Origin of the sequence: Rhizobium laguerreae (assembly GCF_002008165.1) — a bacterium.
GTDB lineage: Bacteria > Pseudomonadota > Alphaproteobacteria > Rhizobiales > Rhizobiaceae > Rhizobium > Rhizobium laguerreae.
The window spans coordinates 190,347-211,335 of record NZ_MRDM01000014.1 but is presented as its reverse complement, the minus strand read 5'-3'; the positions used below and the strand labels follow the sequence as shown (position 1 = coordinate 211,335).

At 62.2% G+C, this 20,989-nt stretch carries 20 protein-coding genes and 1 pseudogene; 12 read left to right on the top strand and 9 right to left on the bottom strand.

Annotated elements, in window-relative coordinates; translation table 11 throughout:
* The first annotated feature begins 40 nt into the window (after nt 1-40).
* Complete coding sequence (locus BS630_RS16805; protein WP_003540152.1) at nt 41-424, top strand: Hpt domain-containing protein; 384 nt, start codon at nt 41-43, stop codon at nt 422-424.
* A 262-nt stretch (nt 425-686) separates the two neighbouring features.
* The gene (locus BS630_RS16800) at nt 687-1,007 is read left to right on the top strand and encodes a 2Fe-2S iron-sulfur cluster-binding protein (protein ID WP_003540151.1); all 321 of its coding nucleotides are present in this window, start codon (nt 687-689) and stop codon (nt 1,005-1,007) included.
* 317 nt (nt 1,008-1,324) lie between these two features.
* On the opposite strand, the gene BS630_RS16795 is transcribed toward BS630_RS16800, so the two are convergent.
* On the bottom strand, nt 1,325-1,951 hold the full coding sequence (locus tag BS630_RS16795) for a DUF922 domain-containing Zn-dependent protease (RefSeq protein ID WP_077978300.1): 627 nt from the start codon (nt 1,949-1,951) through the stop codon (nt 1,325-1,327).
* 101 nt (nt 1,952-2,052) lie between these two features.
* Between BS630_RS16795 and folP the strand changes: the two genes are divergently transcribed.
* The 3 genes from folP to folK are packed head-to-tail and all read left to right on the top strand — an operon-like array spanning nt 2,053 to nt 3,795.
* Complete coding sequence (gene folP / locus BS630_RS16790; RefSeq protein WP_077978299.1) at nt 2,053-2,922, top strand: dihydropteroate synthase; 870 nt, start codon at nt 2,053-2,055, stop codon at nt 2,920-2,922.
* Complete coding sequence (gene folB / locus BS630_RS16785; protein WP_020050165.1) at nt 2,919-3,284, top strand: dihydroneopterin aldolase; 366 nt, start codon at nt 2,919-2,921, stop codon at nt 3,282-3,284. The genes folP and folB overlap by 4 nt, the downstream gene beginning before the upstream one ends.
* Nucleotides 3,277-3,795 carry a 2-amino-4-hydroxy-6-hydroxymethyldihydropteridine diphosphokinase gene (gene folK / locus BS630_RS16780; RefSeq protein ID WP_020050164.1) on the top strand — a complete coding sequence of 173 codons (519 nt, stop codon included), beginning with the start codon at nt 3,277-3,279 and terminating at the stop codon, nt 3,793-3,795. The genes folB and folK overlap by 8 nt, the downstream gene beginning before the upstream one ends.
* A gap of 68 nt (nt 3,796-3,863) precedes the next feature.
* Here the strand turns inward: folK and BS630_RS16775 are convergent, their stop codons facing one another.
* Nucleotides 3,864-4,415 (bottom strand): hypothetical protein, encoded by a 552-nt coding sequence (locus BS630_RS16775; protein WP_003540146.1) that lies wholly within the window; start codon nt 4,413-4,415, stop codon nt 3,864-3,866.
* A 9-nt stretch (nt 4,416-4,424) separates the two neighbouring features.
* Between BS630_RS16775 and BS630_RS37040 the strand changes: the two genes are divergently transcribed.
* Nucleotides 4,425-4,562: a hypothetical protein gene (locus BS630_RS37040; RefSeq protein ID WP_158081413.1), complete on the top strand. Its 138-nt coding sequence runs from the start codon at nt 4,425-4,427 to the stop codon at nt 4,560-4,562.
* Nucleotides 4,563-4,625: 63 nt separating this feature from the next.
* On the opposite strand, the gene BS630_RS16770 is transcribed toward BS630_RS37040, so the two are convergent.
* The 3 genes from BS630_RS16770 to BS630_RS16760 all read right to left on the bottom strand — a co-directional run bounded on the left by BS630_RS16770 (nt 4,626) and on the right by BS630_RS16760 (nt 7,871).
* Entirely contained in the window at nt 4,626-5,705 is a 1,080-nt protein-coding gene (locus tag BS630_RS16770) for a YcjF family protein (RefSeq protein ID WP_077978298.1), read from the bottom strand.
* Entirely contained in the window at nt 5,702-7,177 is a 1,476-nt protein-coding gene (locus BS630_RS16765; protein ID WP_077978297.1) for a YcjX family GTP-binding protein, read from the bottom strand. Before BS630_RS16765 ends, BS630_RS16770 begins: the two co-directional genes overlap by 4 nt.
* Before the next feature lie 199 nt (nt 7,178-7,376).
* Complete coding sequence (locus BS630_RS16760; RefSeq protein WP_077978296.1) at nt 7,377-7,871, bottom strand: SixA phosphatase family protein; 495 nt, start codon at nt 7,869-7,871, stop codon at nt 7,377-7,379.
* Between BS630_RS16760 and BS630_RS37035 the strand changes: the two genes are divergently transcribed.
* A complete protein-coding gene (locus tag BS630_RS37035) occupies nt 7,870-8,034 on the top strand; it encodes a hypothetical protein (RefSeq protein ID WP_158081412.1) in 165 nt (54 codons plus the stop codon). The two genes, BS630_RS16760 and BS630_RS37035, sit on opposite strands and share 2 nt — an antisense overlap.
* Nucleotides 8,035-8,147: 113 nt before the next feature.
* Nucleotides 8,148-8,567: an RNA polymerase-binding protein DksA gene (gene dksA, locus BS630_RS16755; protein WP_003540142.1), complete on the top strand. Its 420-nt coding sequence runs from the start codon at nt 8,148-8,150 to the stop codon at nt 8,565-8,567.
* 63 nt (nt 8,568-8,630) lie between these two features.
* Here the strand turns inward: dksA and BS630_RS16750 are convergent, their stop codons facing one another.
* Together BS630_RS16750 and BS630_RS16745 are read right to left on the bottom strand one after the other, a co-directional pair.
* Nucleotides 8,631-9,266, bottom strand: a complete 636-nt coding sequence (locus tag BS630_RS16750) for a DUF1062 domain-containing protein (protein WP_165503816.1) — start codon at nt 9,264-9,266, stop codon at nt 8,631-8,633.
* 429 nt (nt 9,267-9,695) lie between these two features.
* The gene (locus BS630_RS16745; protein ID WP_077978294.1) at nt 9,696-10,754 is read right to left on the bottom strand and encodes a flagellar biosynthetic protein FliO; all 1,059 of its coding nucleotides are present in this window, start codon (nt 10,752-10,754) and stop codon (nt 9,696-9,698) included.
* A gap of 299 nt (nt 10,755-11,053) precedes the next feature.
* On the opposite strand from BS630_RS16745, the gene cckA reads away from it, so the two are divergent.
* The gene (gene cckA, locus BS630_RS16740; protein WP_077978293.1) at nt 11,054-13,657 is read left to right on the top strand and encodes a cell cycle histidine kinase CckA; all 2,604 of its coding nucleotides are present in this window, start codon (nt 11,054-11,056) and stop codon (nt 13,655-13,657) included.
* Between the two features lie 237 nt (nt 13,658-13,894).
* Here the strand turns inward: cckA and BS630_RS16735 are convergent, their stop codons facing one another.
* Together BS630_RS16735 and BS630_RS16730 are read right to left on the bottom strand one after the other, a co-directional pair.
* Nucleotides 13,895-14,821, bottom strand: a complete 927-nt coding sequence (locus BS630_RS16735) for a pseudouridine-5'-phosphate glycosidase (protein ID WP_077978292.1) — start codon at nt 14,819-14,821, stop codon at nt 13,895-13,897.
* An 88-nt stretch (nt 14,822-14,909) separates the two neighbouring features.
* Nucleotides 14,910-15,854, bottom strand: coding sequence for a carbohydrate kinase family protein (locus BS630_RS16730; RefSeq protein WP_077978291.1), 945 nt, complete (start codon nt 15,852-15,854; stop codon nt 14,910-14,912).
* Nucleotides 15,855-16,083: 229 nt separating this feature from the next.
* On the opposite strand from BS630_RS16730, the gene recA reads away from it, so the two are divergent.
* The 3 genes and pseudogenes from recA (at nt 16,084) to BS630_RS16715 (ending at nt 20,988) form a co-directional block, all read left to right on the top strand.
* Nucleotides 16,084-17,178 carry a recombinase RecA gene (gene recA, locus BS630_RS16725; RefSeq protein WP_003540131.1) on the top strand — a complete coding sequence of 365 codons (1,095 nt, stop codon included), beginning with the start codon at nt 16,084-16,086 and terminating at the stop codon, nt 17,176-17,178.
* A 154-nt stretch (nt 17,179-17,332) separates the two neighbouring features.
* Nucleotides 17,333-19,987: an alanine--tRNA ligase gene (alaS, locus tag BS630_RS16720; RefSeq protein ID WP_077978290.1), complete on the top strand. Its 2,655-nt coding sequence runs from the start codon at nt 17,333-17,335 to the stop codon at nt 19,985-19,987.
* 150 nt (nt 19,988-20,137) lie between these two features.
* Nucleotides 20,138-20,988 (top strand): annotated as a pseudogene (locus tag BS630_RS16715) (AraC family transcriptional regulator).
* Nucleotide 20,989: the final 1 nt, after the last annotated feature.

Sequence of the window (20,989 nt, the reverse complement as noted above, 5' to 3'; positions counted from 1 at the left end):
AACTGTTGCAACTGCAGACGACAGAGACGGAGAATTGGCAATGGCAGCCCAGATGGCAGCATTGAACATCGTATTCGAGGCGCCGGATAATGCAAAGGGACCGTGTCCCTCCAAGGTCCGGCCGATCGATCTGGTGCATCTCGCAAAGCAGACGATGGGCGACAAGACGCTGGAACTCGAAGTCCTTCAGATGTTTGCGCGCCAGGCCCGCGCATGCCTCCAGGACATTGCCAGCGGCGAAACCATCCGTATCGGCGCAGCCGCGCATCGGCTGAAGGGCGCGGCAAGCTCGGTCGGCGCGTTCCGCGTGTCGCAGACGGCGGAAGCCGTCGAGGAAAACGGCGGCGATGCCGGCGCGACGGCAGCGCTCGGGGCCGCCGTCATCGACGCTGAGAATTTCATCCTGAAGCTCTGCCGCGGCTGATCTCGAGGTTTTTATCTGACGCATGTCGTTGTCCCAAAACCGCTGCGTACTTTTGGGCGACGTGCATAGGATAGCGTTCGAACGAGGCCCGTTGTTTCATTGCGGGACCACGGGTCTTTTTGCGACGTCCCTTATGACGCTTTGAAGACGGCGGGCGAAGGCCCGATCTGCGAGGCTGTGGCAAATTTCTCCAATATTGACTGATGCGTCGAATTGTCGGAAGAAAATCCGCCCACCCACTTGAAGACCGGAAATAGTCCTGATGCCCAAACTTACCATCGTCGCCTTCGACGGCACGCGCTTCGACCTCGACGTCGACCAAGGCTCCACCGTGATGGAGAATGCCGTGCGCAATTCGGTCCCCGGCATCGAGGCCGAATGCGGCGGCGCCTGCGCCTGCGCGACCTGTCATGTCTATGTCGACGAGGAGTGGACGGAGAAGGTCGGCCAGCCGGAAGCGATGGAAGAGGACATGCTCGACTTCGCCTTCGATGTGCGCCCGACCTCGCGGCTGTCCTGTCAGATCCGGATGAAGGCTGTCTATGACGGGCTGGTGGTGCATGTGCCGGAACGCCAGGCCTGACGCGTACTGCGTTTCAAACGTCGCCGAAAAAACTCGATACCAAAAAAGACGCCTCGCGCGCTAGAGCGAGCGAGGCGAGGCGGGCGCATTACCTACGGATGAGGGAGGAACATCCGCGGCTTCGGAACGCGCCAGGAGAACCCAGCGATGAAAGTGCAGATGCCGTACCTGAACTTTCGAATGTGTTCATATTAACGCGTTCCGGTTGAGTCTGCCAGGATGAAAAATGACCATTCAATCGCTGGGGAGGGTGCAAGTTTCGCACAAGTTTCGTTATGCAGCTAAGGTTTTCCGCTCGCAACCAGACTGAAAGAGCCTTATTTTGCGCCGGCTCGACCATTGATTCGATTGTTCAGCAACCTCAGCATCCGCTTCTGGAAATTGACCGCCTCGACCCGGTCGAATCGCGCCTGCTGCCGGTCGTGCTCCTCTATACCGCGAGCTGATTCGTTGGAGACGAGTTCCTGCATGGCTTCGCAGCTGCGCTGCTGCGGCAGCGCGCGGATGGCGCGCTCCATGGCGCGGGCCTGGTCGCGGGCGATCTCGGCATGGCGCTCCTCGTGGCGCTTGATATCGCTCGACAGCGCGTCCCAGATCATCGACAGCTCCTTGCTGGCGCCCTTGCGGCTGCTCCAGCGCGGCAGGATGATCTGGGTGTGGACCGTGACCTTGACGTTGCCGACGCGGCAGCGCCCGTTATTCTGAATATAGGTTGCCTCGCCGCCGAAGCGGATCTTCGTAGCGCCGGGATGGCGCGCCGAGGAACCACTCGCCGTCGGGCCGCGCCGGCTGAGTTCGCGGTCGAGCTCATCCGCGGTTTTGCCGCGAATGTCGAAATAGGAATAGCTTTTCGATGCGATCACTTCGGCTGCCGACGGGCTGCAGAGGGAAAGAGCAATGGAAAAGGCGATAGGAACGACCATATAACGCACTTCAAGCGGCATTCTGAACGCAACCCGTGTTGAAATCGGCAGGAGCTTGGGGCATAGCCACCCCAAGCGCAATATCAGATGGCGCTTTTTTCGTCATCAATGGGATAAGTCTGGTGACAGGGCTCGAAGGCAGCATATGGCGTGTCGGCCATGGCCGGGAGATCGAACTCGGGCGTCGTTCGGTGATCATGGCGATCATCAACGTGACGCCGGACTCCTTTTCCGATGGCGGACGCTTTGAAACCGTCGATGCGGCGGTCGAACAGGCGTTGCGGGCGGTGAGCGAGGGTGCCGGCATTATCGATATCGGCGGCGAATCGACCCGGCCGAACGCAGCAATCGTCAGCCCTTCTGAGGAGCAGGCGCGCGTGCTGCCCGTCATCGAGGCGCTGCGCGGCCGCACCCAGGCGCTGATTTCCATCGACACCTATCGCGCCGAAACGGCGCGGCTTGCAATCAGTGCCGGCGCCCATATCGTCAACGACGTCTTCGGGCTGCAGAAGGAGCCCGATATCGCTGATATCGCCGCGGTGACCGGAGCCGGACTCTGTATCATGCACACCGGTCGCGACAGGGTAAAACTTGTCGATGTGATTGCCGATCAGGTGCATTTCCTCGAACGATCGCTTGATATCGCCGCTGCATCAGGCGTCAACCGCGACCGCATCGTGCTCGATCCGGGCTTCGGCTTCGCCAAGGAGACGCCGGAGGAGAACCTGGAACTGATGGCGCGGTTTTCCGAACTTTCCCGCTTCGGCCTGCCGCTGCTCGCCGGCACGTCGCGCAAGCGCTTCCTCGGCGCCGTGACGGGGCGTGAGGCGCAGGACAGGGATGCGGCGACGGCTGCGACCAGCGCGCTGCTCAGGCTTCAAGGGGCTGCGGTTTTCCGGGTGCACAATGTCGCAATCAACAGGGATGCGCTCGATATCGCCGATGCTATGCTTAATGCGCGCCAGGAAATCGAGAGGAAGCGGCCGACATGACCACCTACACGATCACGCTGCAGAACTGCGCCTTCTTCGCGCGCCATGGCGTGCATGACGAGGAGGAATTTCTCGGCCAGCGCTTCTTCGTCGATGCCGAGCTCGATGTCGTCGCGGGCGAGGCGCTGGAAAGCGATTCGATCAACGATACCGTCAACTACGGCATCGCCTTTACCGTGATCGAGCAGATCGTCACCGGCAAGCGGCGCTACCTGATCGAGGCCTTGGCGCTCGATATCGCCAAGGGGCTCTGCGAGACATTCCCACAGATCCGGCGAGCGAAGATCACGGTGCGCAAGCCGAACGCGCCGGTGCCCGGCGTGCTAGATTTCGTGCAGGTGAGCATTGAACACTTTGCCTGAGGCCGCATCGCAATCCGCCACACTTGGTCTCGGTGGCAATATCGGCGACCCAGTGAAGGCGATGGCTGCGGCACTGCGGAGGCTCAACGGACGAGACGACTGCCGGGTTACGGCGGTCTCACGGCTCTATCGCACGCCGCCCTGGGGCAAGACCGACCAATCGTTCTTCTTCAACGCCTGCGCTGCCGTCGAGACCAGGCTGGAGCCCGAGGCTTTGCTCGATGTCTGCCTGTCGATCGAACGGGAGATGAAACGCGAGCGCATCGAACGCTGGGGTCCGCGCACGCTCGATATCGACGTGCTGACCTATGGCGACGTGATCCAGGACGCGCCGCGGCTGGAACTGCCGCACCCGCGCATGACCGATCGCGGTTTCGTGCTGATGCCGCTTGCCGATATCGCGCCGGATCTTCGGGTCAGGGGCAGGATGGTCAGTGACTGGCTGTCGAATGCCGAGGTGACCGGCATCGAGATCGCCGACGACAGTCGCGACTGGTGGCTGAGCGCCTGAAGCAGGGAAACTGAAACGGAAAACGGCGGGAAACCCGCCGCTTCAGGAAAATCCGCTGTGCGATTTGTCTACTGGATGGAACCGACGGCCATCTCGTCGACCTGGCGGGTCAGCGTCAGGCCGATGACCGGGATCATCTGGCTTTCGACCTTGACCGAAACAGTGACGTTCATCGTCTTGTCGTCGCGCACGCGGGCAATCATCGCACCATTCAGCTTGGCACGGTTGATGCCGACAACGACGGTATCCTCGCTGACGGCGCCGGAGACGACGTCAAGGCCCTTGCCGGCGGCGCCGTCGAGGAATTTGCCCTTGTAGCTGGAGCCCGACTGCGAGATGACGGCGGTCATTGGCTGCTTGAAGACGCCGACGCGGCAGGTGCCGTCGAGCTTGATGCCGGCGCTGCTGTCGCCTGTGGGCTCACCGATCAGGTTGCAGGTGAATTTCGTGCCCTTGTACTTGCCGGCGACGATTTCGCCGGGGCCCTTCCAGGAGCCGGCGACGGAATCGAAGAAGGCCTTGTCACGGGTTGCAGCGGTGGCTGCCGGTGCGACATCTGCGACGGGAGACAATGCCGCGGCGGCCAAGCCGCATACGATGAGAAACTTGCGCGAATACATGGATTTTCCTTGGCAAACACCACTCACGAACTGGCTGCAAGTTTTGCCGAAGAATGGTTAATCCTTCCTTTCGATTGTGCCGAAATGCGAGGCAATACAGGATTTTCGCGCGGCGACGATTTTAAAATTCTGCCACTAGGGCATTGAATCCACTGAAATTTCTGCGGCATTACGCTAGGGGAGGTAAAAACTGCAGAATTGCTGCTTCGTTCAAGGATTGTTGCCGCGCGGCGACATGGAGGGGGTGAGATCGCCGATGAAATCACCGATTCCCGGCCGCTTCAGGGCGTGGAAGGCGAGCGGGCGGCAGAGATCCATCGCTGCGATTCCAATGCGGGCGGTCATCAGGCCGTTGATGACGCCTTCGCCCAGTCGGGCCGAGAGCTTCGAGGCCAGCCCGTGGCCGAGCACCTGCTGGACGAGGCTGTCGCCAACGGCGATCGAGCCCGTGACGGCCAGATGCGCCAGCACGTCACGCAACAGACGGAACATGCCGAGCGTGCCGGGCCGGCCGCCGTAAAGCTCGGCCATGGCGCGGATGAGGCGCACGGCCTCGTAAAGCACGTAGAGCAGGTCGACCACGGCGCGCGGGCTGACGGCAGTAACGATCGACACGCGCTTCGAGGCGTTGACGATCAGGGCGCGGGCCTTGCGGTCGAGCGGAGCGAGCAGTTCCCGTTCGGCGAGCGCGATCAGATGCGGGGGATCGATGACCTCGCCCTCGGTCGCCTTCAGCGTCGCCCGGCCCTTTGATGTCTCGGGATTTGCCGAGAGCAGCGCAGTCAGCTGCGCGACGACGGCGCGCGCCTTGACTGGGCGGGTTTCGAGGATCGCCGCCTCGGCTTCGGCCTTGATCTTCTGGACGGCGGCAAGGCGCATCATGCCGACGGTTTCGCGGATGACGAGGGCCAGCACGGCGAGGATGCCGACTGCCAGCACGGCAAGGGCTGCATATCCCAACCAGTCGGCGCGGGTGAAGAGATCGCGGATCAGGCTGTCGGTCCAGAGGCCGATGGCGAGCGACAGCAGGATGCCGAAGGCGCCGGCGGCGATCTTGCCGAAGGAGGTTCGCCGCCTGCGCGGCGCTGCAATGGGGACCGCGCTCAGATCCTTCTCGGGATTGAGGAAAGGATCGTCCTCGTCAGGCGTCACGACGATATTTTCGGAGAAGCTTTCCGGCTTGCGCCGCTCGCCTCCTTGCCCGCCGTTGTCGCGCGGATCGGCAGCCTTGTCCTCGTAGGTGAAGGCGGCGGGTGCGCGGCGCGGCGGATCGGACGGGGGCTTGCTCATGCGAGACGATCTCCGAACAGGAACTGCATGGCGCGGTCGAGGCGGATATGCGGCACCGACAGCTTGATGCCGCCGCCGGTTTCCTCGAGATGCGGCGGGCGGAACCTGACGACATTGACATCGGGCAGCTGCAGGCCGGTTTCGCCCGCGGCGATGCGGTCGAACAGGCTTTCCGGATCCTCCGGCAGGTCACCGGGGAAGATTGCGGTCTTTCTCTGGCCGTCGAAGCGTTCGCCGGCGATGGTTTCGCCCTCCATCGGCGTGCCGACGATGACCGGCAGTTCATGGCCGTCACGTTTGACGGTCGCCTCGCGGGTGGCGCGCACGGAGGCAAGCGCCATGACGTCGATGCCGGCGCCTGCCATGCCGATGCGGTCGATGGCGCGGTCCACCAGGCGGCGGGTCAGCGCATCGAGGCGGTCGTGGCTTTCATGGTGGAGATGATCGGCCTTGGTGGCGGCGACCAGCACGCGGTCGATGCGGCGCCCGAGCAGGGAGGAGAGCAGCGAATTGGTGCCGGGGCGGAAACAGGCGAGCACATCGGTCAACGCGCGTTCCAGATCCTGCACTGCTTCGGGGCCGCGGTTCATCGCCTGCAGCGCATCGACGAGGACAATCTGGCGATCAAGCCGGGCGAAATGCTCGCGGAAGAAAGGTTTGACGACGACCGATTTGTAGGCCTCGTAGCGCCGCTCCATCATCGTCCAGAGCGAGCCGCGGCCGGGACGGCCGTCCGGCGGCAGAGCCAGCGGCGCGAAGGTCAACGCCGGCGAGCCGTCGAGATCGCCGGGCAGGAGCAGGCGGCCAGGCGGCAGGGTGGAAAGCGAGCGTTCGTCGGCTTTGCAGGCTTTGAGATAATCGGCAAAGGCGGTGGCGAGGTCGCGGGCGACCATCTCGTCGGCGCCGGCATGGATATCGGCGGCGCGCGTCAGCGCCAGCCATTGGCGCGACAGCTCGAAGCGGACGCCAGTTTCGGCAAGCGCGATCGTCTCCTCGCTGAACGTGCGATAATCCTTGCCGAGCAGCGGCAGGTCGAGCAGCCATTCGCCGGGATAATCGACGATATCGATCGACAGGCGGCCGGGCGAAAACAACCGGTTCCAGCCGCTGGCGCTCTGATAATCCAGCGTGATGCGCAGCTCGGAGATGGCGCGGGTCGAATCCGGCCAGATACGGTCCTTCACCAGCGCACGGATATGGTCCTCGTACTGAAAGCGCGGCACGGCATCGTCGGGCTGCGGCTCCAGCCGCACCGCCGAGACGCGGCCTGATTGGACCGGTTCGAACAGCGGCAGGCGGCCGCCATGCAGGAGATTGTGGACGAGCGAGGAGATGAAGACCGTCTTGCCGGAGCGAGAAAGGCCGGTGACACCGAGCCGCACGGTTGGATTGACGAGGCCGCTCGCCCGGTCGGCGAGATTATCGAACGCGATGCGGGCATCGTCGGCGAGGGATGTCAGGCGTGGCGGCAAGGCGCGATTCCGGTTGGTGACTGCCCCGCAATATAGGGAGGGCGCGCCGCCCGCAAAAGAAGCGAGGCTAGAGCATTTCCGTTTTTCTTCGAATCACGGAAATGCTCTATTTCGTTGTTTTCACGCAATTCCCGGCAAAAGCGCTTCGCGCTTTGCCTGGCAAAACCGCGGCACAGTTTTGCTGGAATTGCTCTAGTCTTCAGACGACGACGAAATCGGTGAGGCGCCAGGCGGTGGCCGAAGCATCGAAATCGAGCACGGCAAGGCCAGCCGTCGGGAAGCCGCCGGCAAGAGAGCCTGCCATTGCCTCATGGCCGATCAGCGCCTCCAATGCCTGCTCCATGGTCGGATTGTGGCCGACCAGCATGACAGCAGCTTGGTCCTGCGCATCTATGATCTCGAGATAGTTGTCGACCGTAGCGTTATAGAGCGCGTCGACATAACGAACATCGAGCGTAAGGCCCATCGCCCGGTACACCGCATCGGCGGTATCGCGGCAGCGCAGCGCCGTAGAGCTGATCAGAAGATCAGGACGGTAGCCCTTGTCGGCGGCCTTATCGGCGATGATCTCGGCATCGCCAAAGCCCTTTTCGTTGAGCGGGCGGTCGAAATCGCGCTGTCCGGGTTCGGCCCAGGCGGCCTCGGCGTGACGCAGGAGATAGATGCGGTTGGGCGGAGGCAAGGGTACGGTCATGGGCAAATCCAAGATCCAGCGGGCCTTTTCAGTAGCGGTTGCAATCGGCCGGCGTCAACCGTCAGCGCTGCTCCAGCTGCCCAAAACGCGGCTGATAACACGGCGTTTTGAAGGCGAAGCAAAAAACGCAAGCCCGAATAATGATGAGAAAATAGTCTGTTAGCCGAAAATTGTGACAGATTTAAAAATCTGTTTACCTGTCGTATTTGGCTTGAATCGCGGCTAGCGCTTGGGATATACACCCCGCCAGATGAGATGTTCTTCAGGAGAATCGCGTTGAGTGAGAAGATCGATCTTAGCAATTACGTTCCCTCGGAAGAGGAAGAGTTCATGAACGTAAACCAGCGTGCCTATTTCAGGTCCAAGCTGGTTGCATGGAGAAATGATATCCTTAGAGAAGCGCGTGAGACACTCGACCATCTGGCCGAGGAAAGCGCAAACCATCCTGATCTCGCTGACCGAGCGTCGTCGGAAACAGATCGGGCGATCGAACTTCGCGCCCGTGACCGGCAGAGAAAGCTGATTTCCAAAATCGATGCGGCACTGCAGCGCATCGAAGACGGCACCTACGGCTATTGCGAGGAAACCGGCGAACCGATCGGCCTCAAGCGCCTCGACGCCCGCCCGATCGCGACACTGTCGATCGAGGCGCAGGAGCGTCACGAACGCCGCGAAAAAGTCTATCGCGACGAATGAGAGTTTTCATGCAGGCATGAGAGCAGAATAGGCGCCGCGATCCGATCGCGGCGCCTTTTACAATTACGGTGAGCTTCCGGTCGCCACAGACCTCCACCATTGCTCCCGGCCGGTCTCGGCGGTGAGGTCGACTGCAACCCTGGTGCCGTTCTTGATCCGCCGCCGCAAAACGTCTGCTCGATTCGAATCCGTCCGCAGCAAACCACCATCGTGAAGAGCCTGTAGCCGGGTGCGCGAAACTTGCAACTCGGACGCCAGCAGGCGGTCGAGGCGCGTGCTGGATGGAAACGGGACCATCAGTTCGATTTCCAGTCTCGTCCAATTGGCAATGTCCTGCTGCATCTCTTTTGCGATTTCAAATTCGGCAAACTCGTCGACACGCTGCGACTTGCGCCTGAGAGCTTCGAGGTTGAACGCTTTTGCCCGGATCCAAACCGGATCGTTGGACTGCAACGCCTCGAGGACTGCGGGATCGATGTCGCGAACATTCCGACGCTCGAAGATCGGACGGTTCCACGTCTTTTCGCAGGTCGAGCATTTGTAGATAAGCCAGGCATCGAGCTTGCGGCCATTGGCGTTGAGCCGGATCTTGTCGCTGCATCGGAAAGCTCTGAAGCCCCCGCAGCCGCTGCATACAATCCAGGGCTGGGGCGCTGTTTTCGGCAGAATGGTCCATCGGACCCGTAGGGTATTGCACATATCGTGTTGGTCTTCCGTTCGGAAGTCCACCAGGATGGTGCGTGAGAAAGCCCTTGCGGGCGCGGCGTGGCGATGTTCTGGGCGGCGGAAGAGCTGAGACAGCGGAGCTGCACATGGCACATGTCAACAATGCCAAACCGGTCTCTCGCCACCACCCGATGAACATGTTCATACGCCGTCAGCGTGTCGCTGTCCGGCAGTACGGGTGAAACTGGAGTGAGACCGGTATTTACTTAGGCAAAGTATGACCTCGATGCGCCAACGCTCTTCAACCGGAGCGATAACAAATTATCGGCACAAGATGGAGTCCCCTGGCGCATCGGGAACTGAAAGTCCCCGCATTGCGGCTTTTATGCAACTTGGTGATGAAGGAAGGTCGGACGTGCGTTTCCGCTCACTTGTCGTGCCCCGGTCACTTGTCGCGCCCGGTTACTTGTCGCGGTTGACGCTCATCTCGCCGAAGATGCGGGCGACTTCCTTTTGCAGATCGGTATCGGCGCCGGTGATCGGGGCCATTTCCGGATCGCGGCGCGGCAGGTTTCCGGGTTGCTGTGCTCCGGGCCGAGGCGCCTGGTTTGCCGGCGTCGGCACGATGCGTTCGGCCGTCAGATTGTTCGACATTTCCTGTTCCAACACCCGCTGGAAATCAAGACGGCTCGCTGCTGCCGACTGCGCAGCCGAATCGTCTTCGGCGCTACCCGGTGCGGCACGTGCGGCCGCCGGCATGTCCTTGACAGGCGGGGCGGAGACTTCGGGTTCGATGCGCTGCTGCGGCAGCACGCGCTGGCGGGCGGCATCGAGGATCTCGGCGGCACTTGAGGTATCGTGGAACGGTGCGAGCTGCGCGGCCGGGGGTGCGACGGGACGCTCCAGCGGACGCGGCTGGGGTGGGACGGCACGCAGAGGATTGTCCCGTTCGGCCGACAGCGGAGCAGTCACTGGCTCTGCTGGAAGAGGGCTCGTGACCACCGGCGGTGCCACGGCCGGCTGAGCTGGCGGTTGGGCCGGCGGTTCTGGGCGCGGGCGCGGCTCCGGCGAAACCGGCGCGGAGAAAGAGGGCTCGGCGGCCGGCTCAACACGGGCTGCGACCGGCGGGCGCGGTGGCGAGACCGGCGGCGTTTCAGGCCGCGCGACGGATATCGGACGCTGCTCGACGGGCTGCGGGTGGATGGCGCTGTCCGGCTGTTCGGCCGCCGCGGGCAGGATGCGGCTTTCGATGACGATATCGCTCGGGCCACCGATCATGATCAGGTGCTCGACGTCGTCGCGGCGCACCAGCACCAGCCGGCGACGGGCATCGACGGCTGCGGCATCCAGCACCTGCAGGCGGGGCTGGCGGTTGCGGCCGCCGCGCACGAAGGGCGAGGGCGCACGGCTGCGGATCACCCAGAGCACGATGATGAGCAGGAGAAGCGCCAGGCCGACGCCACCGGCTGCAAGCAGGAAACGGCTGCCATAAGCTCCGACAACATCATCCAACATAGTCACTTACTCCATTTCGCATTCGGCACATATTGACGTCTTTTCCGTTCCTTAGGCAAGGGCCGCTGGTGCTGTCCAGTCACGGGAGAACGCGATTTCGTGTTCCGCTGCTTGGCACCCGGCGACCTTGCGCGCGGGTGGCAGCGGTGGGCTTCTGGGGCAGATGGCGCTGTTGCCTGTGAATTCAAGCAGTCTTGCCGGCTAGCGGTGTTTTTGCCGACGCGGCAAATTGCTAAGAAGGAAAGAGTGCCTGATTCCCGCTTCGTGTTCGTGCTACGAAGCGGTAGGGCTTATGTGAGGAATACATGACGAAACCGCGTCAGGCCGACGACTATAACGCACCGCTTGTGGATCGTGGGGGGCGTTCTGGCACGGTCTTGCGCATTCTTCTGCTGGCGCTCGTGCTGATCGCGGCTGCCGGCGCTTTCGTCTTCTTCAAAAAATCGCTCGACAACGAGGTGGTGCTTGGCGGTCTCGGCGTGCTCGCCATGGTCGGCATCTTCTTCCTGGTGTCTTCGGTCATCGGCTTCATCGAGGTGATGCCGCAGCACCAGTCCGACAGCCTGGCGCGCGCCTTCCTCAACAGCCATCCCGACGGTACGCTGATCACCGACGAAAAAGGCCGAATCATCTATGCCAATGCCGCCTATGGCGCGCTGACCGGCGCGCGCAAGGCGACCGAGGTGCAGACGCTGGAAACGCTGCTGTCGCGCCACCGCGAATCCAACGAGGCGCTCTACAGGCTGGTCAACGGCCTGCGCGAGGGCAAGGAAGGTCGGGAGGAATTTCGCCTGCTGCGCGCCGTCGGGCCTGGCAGCAACAGCTCCGGCGCGCATTGGTACCGGCTGAAGGCGCGGCTGCTGCAGCCGGAGGAAAACGGCGGCAAGCCGCTGCAGATCTGGCAGATCACCGATATCACGACCGAGCGCGACGACCAGGAGCGCTTCTTCAAGGAATTGCAGAACGCGATCGACTATCTCGACCATGCGCCGGCCGGCTTCTTTTCCGCCGGCAGGAAGGGCGAGATCTTCTACCTGAATGCGACGCTTGCCGAATGGCTGGGCCTCGACCTCACCAAGTTCGTGCCGGGCTCGATGACCATCGGCGACGTCGTGGCAGGCGAGGGACTGGCGCTGATCCAGTCGGTGCAGGCCGAACCGGGCCTGAAGAAGACCGTGACGCTCGATCTCGACCTACGCAAGAGCAACGGCCAGAGCCTGCCGGTGCAGATCATTCATAGTGTCACCTCGATGCGCGACGGCGCACCCGGCGAAAGCCGGACGATCGTGCTGGCGCGTGAAAAGAGCGATGCCGGCGGCCAGTCCGCTTCGGCCGCCGCCATGCGCTTCACCCGCTTCTTCAACAATACGCCGATGGCGATCGCCTCGGTCGACGGCAACGGGCGCATCTTGCGGACCAACGCGCCGTTCCTGAAGATGTTCTCCGGCGTCGTCTCGCGCGACGATCTCGAAAAGGCGCCGCATCTTGAAACCATCGTGCAGGAGAGCGACCGGCCACAGCTGGCCGCGGCGCTGGCGGCGGCCAAGGACCGGCAGGGCGACATCGCGCCCCTCGACACCCGCACGCCGACCGACGAGGCGCGTTATTTCCGCTTCTATGTCAATGCCGTCATTGACCAGAGCGACGAGGCGCCCGAGGAGGCGGCGATCGTCTATGCCGTCGAGGTGACCGAGCAGAAGGCGCTGGAAGCGCAGATGGCGCAGACGCAGAAGATGAATGCTGTGGGAACGCTCGCCGGCGGCATCGCGCATGATTTCAACAATGTGCTGACGGCGATCCTGCTTTCCTCCGACCATCTGCTGCTGCAGGCGCGGCCGGCCGATGCCAGCTTTGCCGACCTGATAGAGATCAAGCGCAACGCTAACCGCGCCGCAGTGCTGGTGCGCCAGCTGCTCGCCTTCTCACGCAAGCAGACGATGCGGCCCTCGGTGCTGAACCTGACCGATGTCGTCGGCGACCTGCGCATGCTGGTCGACCGGCTGCTCTCAGGCACCAATGTCAAGCTCGACGTGCAATATGGCCGCGACCTCTGGCCTGTCAAAACCGACCTTTCGCAGTTCGAGCAGGTGTTGATCAATCTCTGCGTCAATGCGCGCGACGCGATGCCCGAGGGTGGCACGCTGACGCTGCGCACCCGCAATCTGACTGCCGCCGAGGTCTCGGCCTTCAACTACTCCTACATGCCGGCCGAGGACATGGTGCTGGTCGAAGTCGCCGATAACGGCACCGGTATCGCACCGGAGATCATGGACAAGATCTTCGAGCCGTTCTTCACCACCAAGGATGTCGGCAAGGGCACGGGGCTCGGCCTCGCCATGGTCTACGGTATCGTCAAACAGTCGGGCGGCTATATTCAGCCGGAATCTGAAGTCGGCAAAGGCACGACCTTCCGCGTCTTCCTGCCGCGCCACATCCCGGAGCCGGCGGTGGCCGCCGAAGCAGGTTCGATCGACGGCGCCATCGCCGGGGCCGAAGTGGTGCCGCTGCCGGTATCGCCGCAGCAACCGGAGGACCTGACGGGATCTGCCGTCATCCTTCTCGTCGAAGACGAGGAGGCGGTGCGCCGCGGTGGCAAGCGCATGCTGGAAACGCGCGGCTACACCGTGCACGAGGCGGGCTCGGGCGTCGAGGCGCTGGCCATCTTGGAAGAACTCGACGGCAAGGTCGACATCGTCGTCTCCGACGTCGTCATGCCCGAAATGGACGGCCCGACGCTGCTGCGCGAGCTGCGCAAGACCTATCCCGACATGAAGTTCATCTTCGTCTCGGGTTATGCCGAAGATGCCTTTGCCCGCAACCTGCCGCCGGAAGCGAAATTCGGCTTCCTGCCGAAGCCGTTTTCGCTGAAGCAGCTTGCCGTTGTGGTGAAGGAGACGTTGGACGGGTGAGGGAGGTTTGACGGAGAGGTCGTGCCGTGTAGGCCCCCTCCGCCCTGCTGGGCATCTCCCCCACAGACAGGTGGGGAGATCACAAGGGCGAACGCTTCCCATCACATCAACGCTTCACCGAGTTGAAAGGGACATTTGTTCAGAAAGCCGGTGCTTCCAGCCGATCTCCCCATCCGTGGGGGAGAGGCCCGGCAGGGCAGAGGGGGGCTTGCTCGGCATAACCGGCAGCCCGTAGTTTCATTCACCCAGCGCCACAGCGATCTCAGCAGCAAGCCGCGCATTGTTTTCAACGAGCGCGATATTGGTCTTCAGGCTCTGGCCATCCGTCAGGTCGAAAATGGTCGACAGGAGATAAGGTGTTACCGCCTTGCCGGTGACTTCGTCGCGTTCTGCGCTGTCGAGCGCCCGCTCGATATAGATTTCCATCTCCTCGCGCGCGATCTCGTCGGCCTCGGGCACGGGGTTGGCGACGAGCATGCCGCCGGCGACGCCGAGCTGCTCGCGCACTGTCTGAAAATTGGCGATGGCGGCCGGGCTGTTCAGCGACAGCGGGCTGCGGATGCCCGAGGAGCGCGACCAGAAGGCGGGGAATTCCTCGCTCTCATAGGTGACGACAGGCACGCCGCGGGTTTCCAGCACTTCCAGCGTCTTCGGAATGTCCAGGATCGCCTTGGCGCCGGCGCAGACGACGATGACGCCGGTGTGGGCCAATTCTTCGAGATCGGCTGATATATCGAAGCTTTCCTCGGCGCCACGATGCACACCGCCGATGCCGCCTGTGGCAAAGACACGGATGCCGGCGCGCGCCGCCGCGATCATCGTCGCAGCGACCGTGGTGGCGCCGTTGCGGCGCTCGGAGATGGCGAAGGCGAGATCGGCGCGCGACACCTTCATCACTTCGGTCGCCTTGGCGAGTTGCTCCAGTTCCGCAGCTTCAAGGCCGATATGCAGCGTGCCGTGAATGACGGCGATCGTGGCCGGCACCGCACCCTGTTCGCGAATGATTGCCTCGACGCTGCGGGCCATCTCGATATTGCCGGGATAGGGCATGCCGTGGGTGATGATGGTCGATTCCAGTGCCACCAGCGGCGCGCCGCGCTGCTTGGCGCTGGCGACTTCCTTCGAATAGGCGATCGGCAGAAGAGGGGAGATGGGCTTGGTCATGGTCTTGTCCTGTGATCGACAGAGCATGATGCCGAAAAGTGTGAGCGGTTTTCGGACGACATCATGCTCAACTATGCAATTGGCCGCTTCAATGCAGAATTCTGACCTTGGGAACAAGGGCAAGCGCCTCATTCAGCAGATCGGGCGTCAGATTTTCATTGACGGCGTGCCGTGATTGCACGGTTAGTATGGCGGCCGCAGTGCCGTGGCGGACCGCTTCTTCGAGCGGCAGGCCTGATATCAATGCGGCGAGCGTGCCGGCCGCAAGTGAATCGCCGGCACCCGTAACGTCGGTGACGGTGTCGGCAATCGGCGGCTGCAGCGTCACGGCGCGGCCCTCGCAAAGCACGACGAGCTCACGCCGGCCGCGGGTGACGACGGCGTTCCGGATGCCGATCTGGTTCAGCAAAGGTAGCCAGCCGGCGGCGTCTTCCGGCCGCTCACCGGCAAGGGCGGCAGCTTCAGCCTCATTCAGGAACAGATAGTCGATATCCCCGATGCAAGGCTTCAGCCTGACGACCTTAGCCGGCGAGATGGCGATTGCCGCAACGGGCTTGCCTAGCGACCGTGCCTTTGCGACGATCGCCGCGATCGTCTCTTCCGGCAGGTTGGCGTCGAAGAGGATGAAATCATGCGCGGCGAAAGCCTCCCGCACCCAGCGGATAGAGAGACGCCGCGGCACGAAGAAGCGATAGAGATCCATGTCGGCGAGGGCGATCACCAGATTGCCGTCCTTCTCGATGATCGCCGTGTAGCTCGGCGTCTTGCGGTCGAGGAAGACGAAGGGCCGGTCGTCGATGCCGGCGAAATCGGCAGCTTCTCCGACCGTCTCGCCCATCGGATCGCCGCCGCGCGGCGAGATCATCGTCACCTGAAAACCGAGCCTTGCCAGGTTGCGAGCCGCATTGAAGCCACCGCCGCCGGGCTCCTCGAACCATGTGCCGGGATTGCTGGCGCCAGGCGCCGTCTCGCCGGAGATGCGGCCGCGCCGATCGATATGGGCACCGCCGAGAACAAGAATCTTTTTCGTCATCCGATCCGCTCTCCCGATGCCCGAAGGACGAATCGATATGGTGCGCCACGTCGCGGTTGAGTCGGCACCTTTGGCTTAAGTCGTTGCTTTTCATCGATAAAACAAATACAGAACACGTGCCGTTTTACCTTTTTCTTTCAACTGTTTGATCGCCTATTGCGAGAATGGAACAAATAGGGTACAAACTCGACATTGCTTGAGCGGCTTCAATAACCTAAAGGTGGATCGGATGTCTCAGAATTCATTGCGGCTGGTAGAGGACAAATCGGTGGACAAAAGCAAGGCGCTTGAAGCGGCACTCTCACAGATAGAGCGGTCGTTCGGCAAGGGCTCGATCATGAAACTCGGCTCCAACGAGAATGTTGTCGAGATCGAGACGATCTCGACCGGCTCGCTTGGCCTCGATATTGCACTCGGCGTTGGTGGCCTGCCGAGGGGCCGCATCATCGAGATCTACGGGCCGGAAAGCTCCGGTAAAACGACGCTTGCACTGCAGACGATTGCCGAAGCGCAGAAGAAGGGTGGCATTTGCGCCTTCGTCGATGCCGAACATGCGCTCGATCCCGTCTATGCCCGCAAGCTTGGCGTCGACCTGCAGAATCTTCTGATCTCGCAGCCCGATACCGGCGAACAAGCGCTTGAAATCACCGATACGCTGGTGCGTTCCGGCGCCGTCGACGTTCTCGTCGTCGACTCCGTCGCAGCACTGACGCCGCGCGCCGAAATAGAAGGCGAGATGGGCGACAGCCTTCCCGGCCTGCAGGCACGACTGATGAGCCAGGCGCTGCGCAAGCTCACCGCTTCGATCTCCAAGTCGAACACCATGGTTATCTTCATCAACCAGATCCGCATGAAGATCGGCGTCATGTTTGGTTCGCCGGAAACGACGACGGGCGGTAATGCGCTGAAATTCTACGCCTCCGTGCGCCTCGACATCCGCCGCATCGGCGCGGTCAAGGAGCGCGAAGAGGTGATCGGCAACCAGACCCGCGTCAAGGTCGTCAAGAACAAGATGGCGCCGCCCTTCAAGCAGGTCGAGTTCGACATCATGTATGGCGAGGGTGTTTCCAAGACCGGCGAACTGGTCGATCTCGGCGTCAAGGCCGGCATCGTCGAAAAGTCGGGCGCCTGGTTTTCCTATAACAGCCAGCGTCTCGGCCAGGGCCGTGAAAACGCCAAGACTTTCCTGCGCGACAATCCGGATCTCGCCCGCGAGATCGAACTGTCGCTGCGCCAGAATGCCGGCCTGATCGCCGACCGCTTCCTGCAGAATGGCGGACCGGACCCCGATGACGGCGATGGCGATGCCACTGCGGAAATGTAATTTTCGCGCTTAAACTCATCGGACAGTTCCAACCGGCCGCATTCCTGATGAGAATGCGGCCGGTTTTGTTTGTCTGCTGGACAGTGGCGGGGGTGAACGTTAAAAGCCGATGAATTTAAATTTACCTGCCTCCGGCAGCATTGAAGGGCATAGCATGAGCGGTGTGAACGATATCCGGTCGACCTTCCTCGACTATTTCAAGAAGAACGGCCATGAGATCGTTCCGTCGAGCCCGCTCGTGCCGCGCAACGACCCGACGCTGATGTTCACCAATGCCGGCATGGTGCAGTTCAAGAACGTCTTCACCGGCCTCGAAAAGCGTCCCTATTCGACGGCGACGACGTCGCAGAAATGCGTGCGAGCCGGTGGCAAGCACAACGACCTCGACAATGTCGGCTATACTGCACGCCACCTGACCTTCTTCGAGATGCTCGGCAACTTCTCCTTCGGCGACTATTTCAAGGAGAATGCGATCGAGCTTGCCTGGAAGCTCGTTACCGAAGGCTTCGACCTTCCGAAGAACCGCCTGCTGGTGACCGTCTATTCCGAGGATGAAGAAGCTGCGACGCTGTGGAAGAAGATCGCCGGCTTTTCTGACGACAAGATCATCCGCATCCCGACCTCTGACAATTTCTGGCAGATGGGCGATACCGGCCCTTGCGGCCCGTGCTCGGAAATCTTCATCGACCAGGGTGAGAATGTTTGGGGGGGGCCTCCGGGCTCACCGGAGGAAGATGGCGACCGGTTCCTGGAGTTCTGGAACCTCGTCTTCATGCAGTTCGAGCAGACCGAGCCTGGCGTTCGCAACCCGCTGCCTCGCCCGTCGATCGATACCGGGATGGGGCTGGAGCGCATGGCCTGCATTCTGCAGGGCGTTCCCAGCGTGTTCGACACTGATCTCTTCCGCACGCTGATCGGCACCATCGAGGATACGATGGGCGTCAAGGCGGAAGGCAGCGCCAGCCACCGCGTCATCGCCGACCACCTGCGCTCCTCGGCCTTCCTGATCGCTGACGGCGTGCTTCCGTCGAATGAGGGCCGCGGTTATGTGCTGCGCCGTATCATGCGCCGCGCGATGCGCCATGCACAGCTGCTCGGCGCCAAGGAGCCGCTGGTCTACAAGCTGCTGCCGACGCTGGTGCAGCAGATGGGCCGCGCCTATCCGGAACTGGTGCGCGCCGAGGCGCTGATCTCGGAAACGCTGAAGCTGGAGGAAAACCGTTTCCGCAAGACGCTGGAACGCGGCCTGTCGCTTTTGTCGGACGCGACGACGGATCTTTCCAAGGGCGATATGCTGGATGGTGAGACCGCCTTCAAGCTCTACGACACCTACGGATTCCCGCTCGATCTGACGCAGGATGCGCTGCGTGCCCGCGAGATCGGCGTCGACATTTCCGGCTTCACCGATGCAATGCAGCGCCAGAAGTCCGAAGCTCGTTCGCATTGGGCCGGTTCCGGCGAGAAGGCGACGGAAACCGTCTGGTTCGAGCTTAGGGAAAAACACGGTGCGACCGAATTCCTGGGCTACGACACCGAAACGGCTGAAGGCGTCGTGCAGGCGATCGTCAAAGAGGGCGCGGTTTCGACCGAGGCCAAGGCCGGCGACAAGGTGCAGATCGTCGTCAGCCAGACGCCGTTCTACGGCGAATCCGGCGGCCAGATGGGCGATACCGGCGTGATCTCGTCCGATCATGGCAAGATCGAGATTTCTGATACGCAGAAGAGGGGCGAAGGCCTGTTCGTGCATCAGGGTACTGTCGTCGACGGCGTCGTCAAGGACGGCGATGCGGTCGTGCTGACGGTCGATCATGCCCGCCGTTCGCGGCTGCGCGCCAACCACTCTGCGACCCACCTGCTGCACGAGGCTTTGCGCGAAGTGCTCGGCACCCATGTGGCCCAGAAGGGTTCGCTGGTTGCGCCCGAGCGCCTGCGTTTCGACGTCTCGCATCCGAAGCCGATGTCGGCCGAGGAGCTCAAGATCGTCGAAGATATGGCAAACGAGATCGTGCTGCAGAATTCGCCGGTTACTACGCGGCTGATGAGCGTGGACGATGCGATCGCCGAAGGCGCGATGGCGCTGTTCGGCGAAAAATACGGCGATGAAGTCCGGGTCGTGGCGATGGGCGAGGGCGTGCGTGGCGCCAAGGCCGGCAAGCCCTATTCGATCGAACTCTGCGGCGGCACGCATGTCGGGGCCACCGGCCAGATCGGCCTGATCCGCGTTCTCGGCGAAAGTGCCGTCGGCGCCGGCGTTCGCCGTATCGAGGCCGTCACCGGGGAATCGGCGCGCGAATATCTGGCCGAACAGGACGAACGCGTGAAGACGCTTGCTGCCTCGCTGAAGGTGCAGCCGGGCGAAGTGCTGTCGCGTGTTGAAGCGCTGATGGATGAGCGCCGCAAGCTCGAAAAGGAACTGGCTGATGCCAAGCGCAAACTCGCCATGGGCGGCGGGCAGGGCGGCTCGGTCGATGCCGTGCGCGAAGTCGCCGGCGTCAAATTCCTCGGCAAGGCGATTTCGGGCGTCGATCCCAAGGATTTGAAGGGGCTTGCCGATGACGGCAAGACCAGCATCGGGTCGGGCGTCGTTGCCCTCGTCGGCATTTCCGACGACGGCAAGGCAAGTGCTGTCGTGGCGGTGACACCGGATCTCGTGCAGCGTTACAGCGCCGTCGATCTCGTCCGCATCGCATCTGCCGCCCTCGGCGGCAAGGGCGGCGGCGGCCGCCCCGACATGGCGCAGGCCGGCGGCCCCGACGGATCGAAGGCTGACGAGGCGATCGAGGCGGTAGCCGTGGCACTTGCCGGCTGAACTGCCGGTTCATCAACGATTTTCGAAAGGCGGAGGCTTGGCTTCCGCCTTTTTTGTTTCGCAGGTTCAAAGCCCAGAGCCAATTTCCGCAGGATTTGTCAAATCGGACTATGGTTCTCTCAAGCCGATCGATTTGCACGAGGTTCCGACATGAATGGCGACACGGCATGGGCACTTTATGAAAACCGTCTGAGACGGGTTTCGGCCTATATTCACGACCACCTCGACGAGGAGCTGGATATGGAGCGCCTTGCCGAGATCGCCTGCATGTCGACCTATCACTGGCACAGGATCTACCGGGCGATTTACGGCGAGACGCTGGCGGCCACCGTCAAGCGGCTCAGGCTGCATCGCGCGGCGGGCGAGATCGTCCGCACGGAGCTTGCCGTCAGCGAAATTGCGAAGCGATCAGGCTATCCCCAATCTCCAATCTTTCAATCGTATCTTCAAGTCGGTCTACGGCATGCCGCCGGCCCGCTATCGGAAAGAGGGAAGCCACACAGCCTTCGAACCCTCACCTGACGGAAAGACCAAAGCCATGTTAGACGTTACCATACGCGAGATCGGGCCCATCGAGTTGATCGGCGTTGCCCATACCGGTTCCTACATGCAGATCGACAAGGCCTTCGAGACGCTGTTCGGCACGCTTTATGCCCGCGGCCTCGCCAAGCCCGACATACGAATGATCGGCGTCTATCTCGACGATCCCGATCTTGTGCCGGAGGAAAAGCTGCGCTCGATAGCCTGCGTCACCGGCGCTGCCGAAGTGCCGGCGGCGTCACCCTTCGAGCGGCGCACGATCGACCGGCGATTATGCGGTGCTGCGCCACAGGGGGCCCTATGCCGACATGTCCAAGTCCTATCAGTGGCTCTTTGCCGAATGGCTGCCGAAATCCGGCCGGCAGCTGAAGGACAGGGTCATGTTCGAGGAATATCTCAATAATCCGCGCGAGGTGCCGCCGACCGAGCTTCTGACGGATATTCACATGCCGCTTGTCTAAA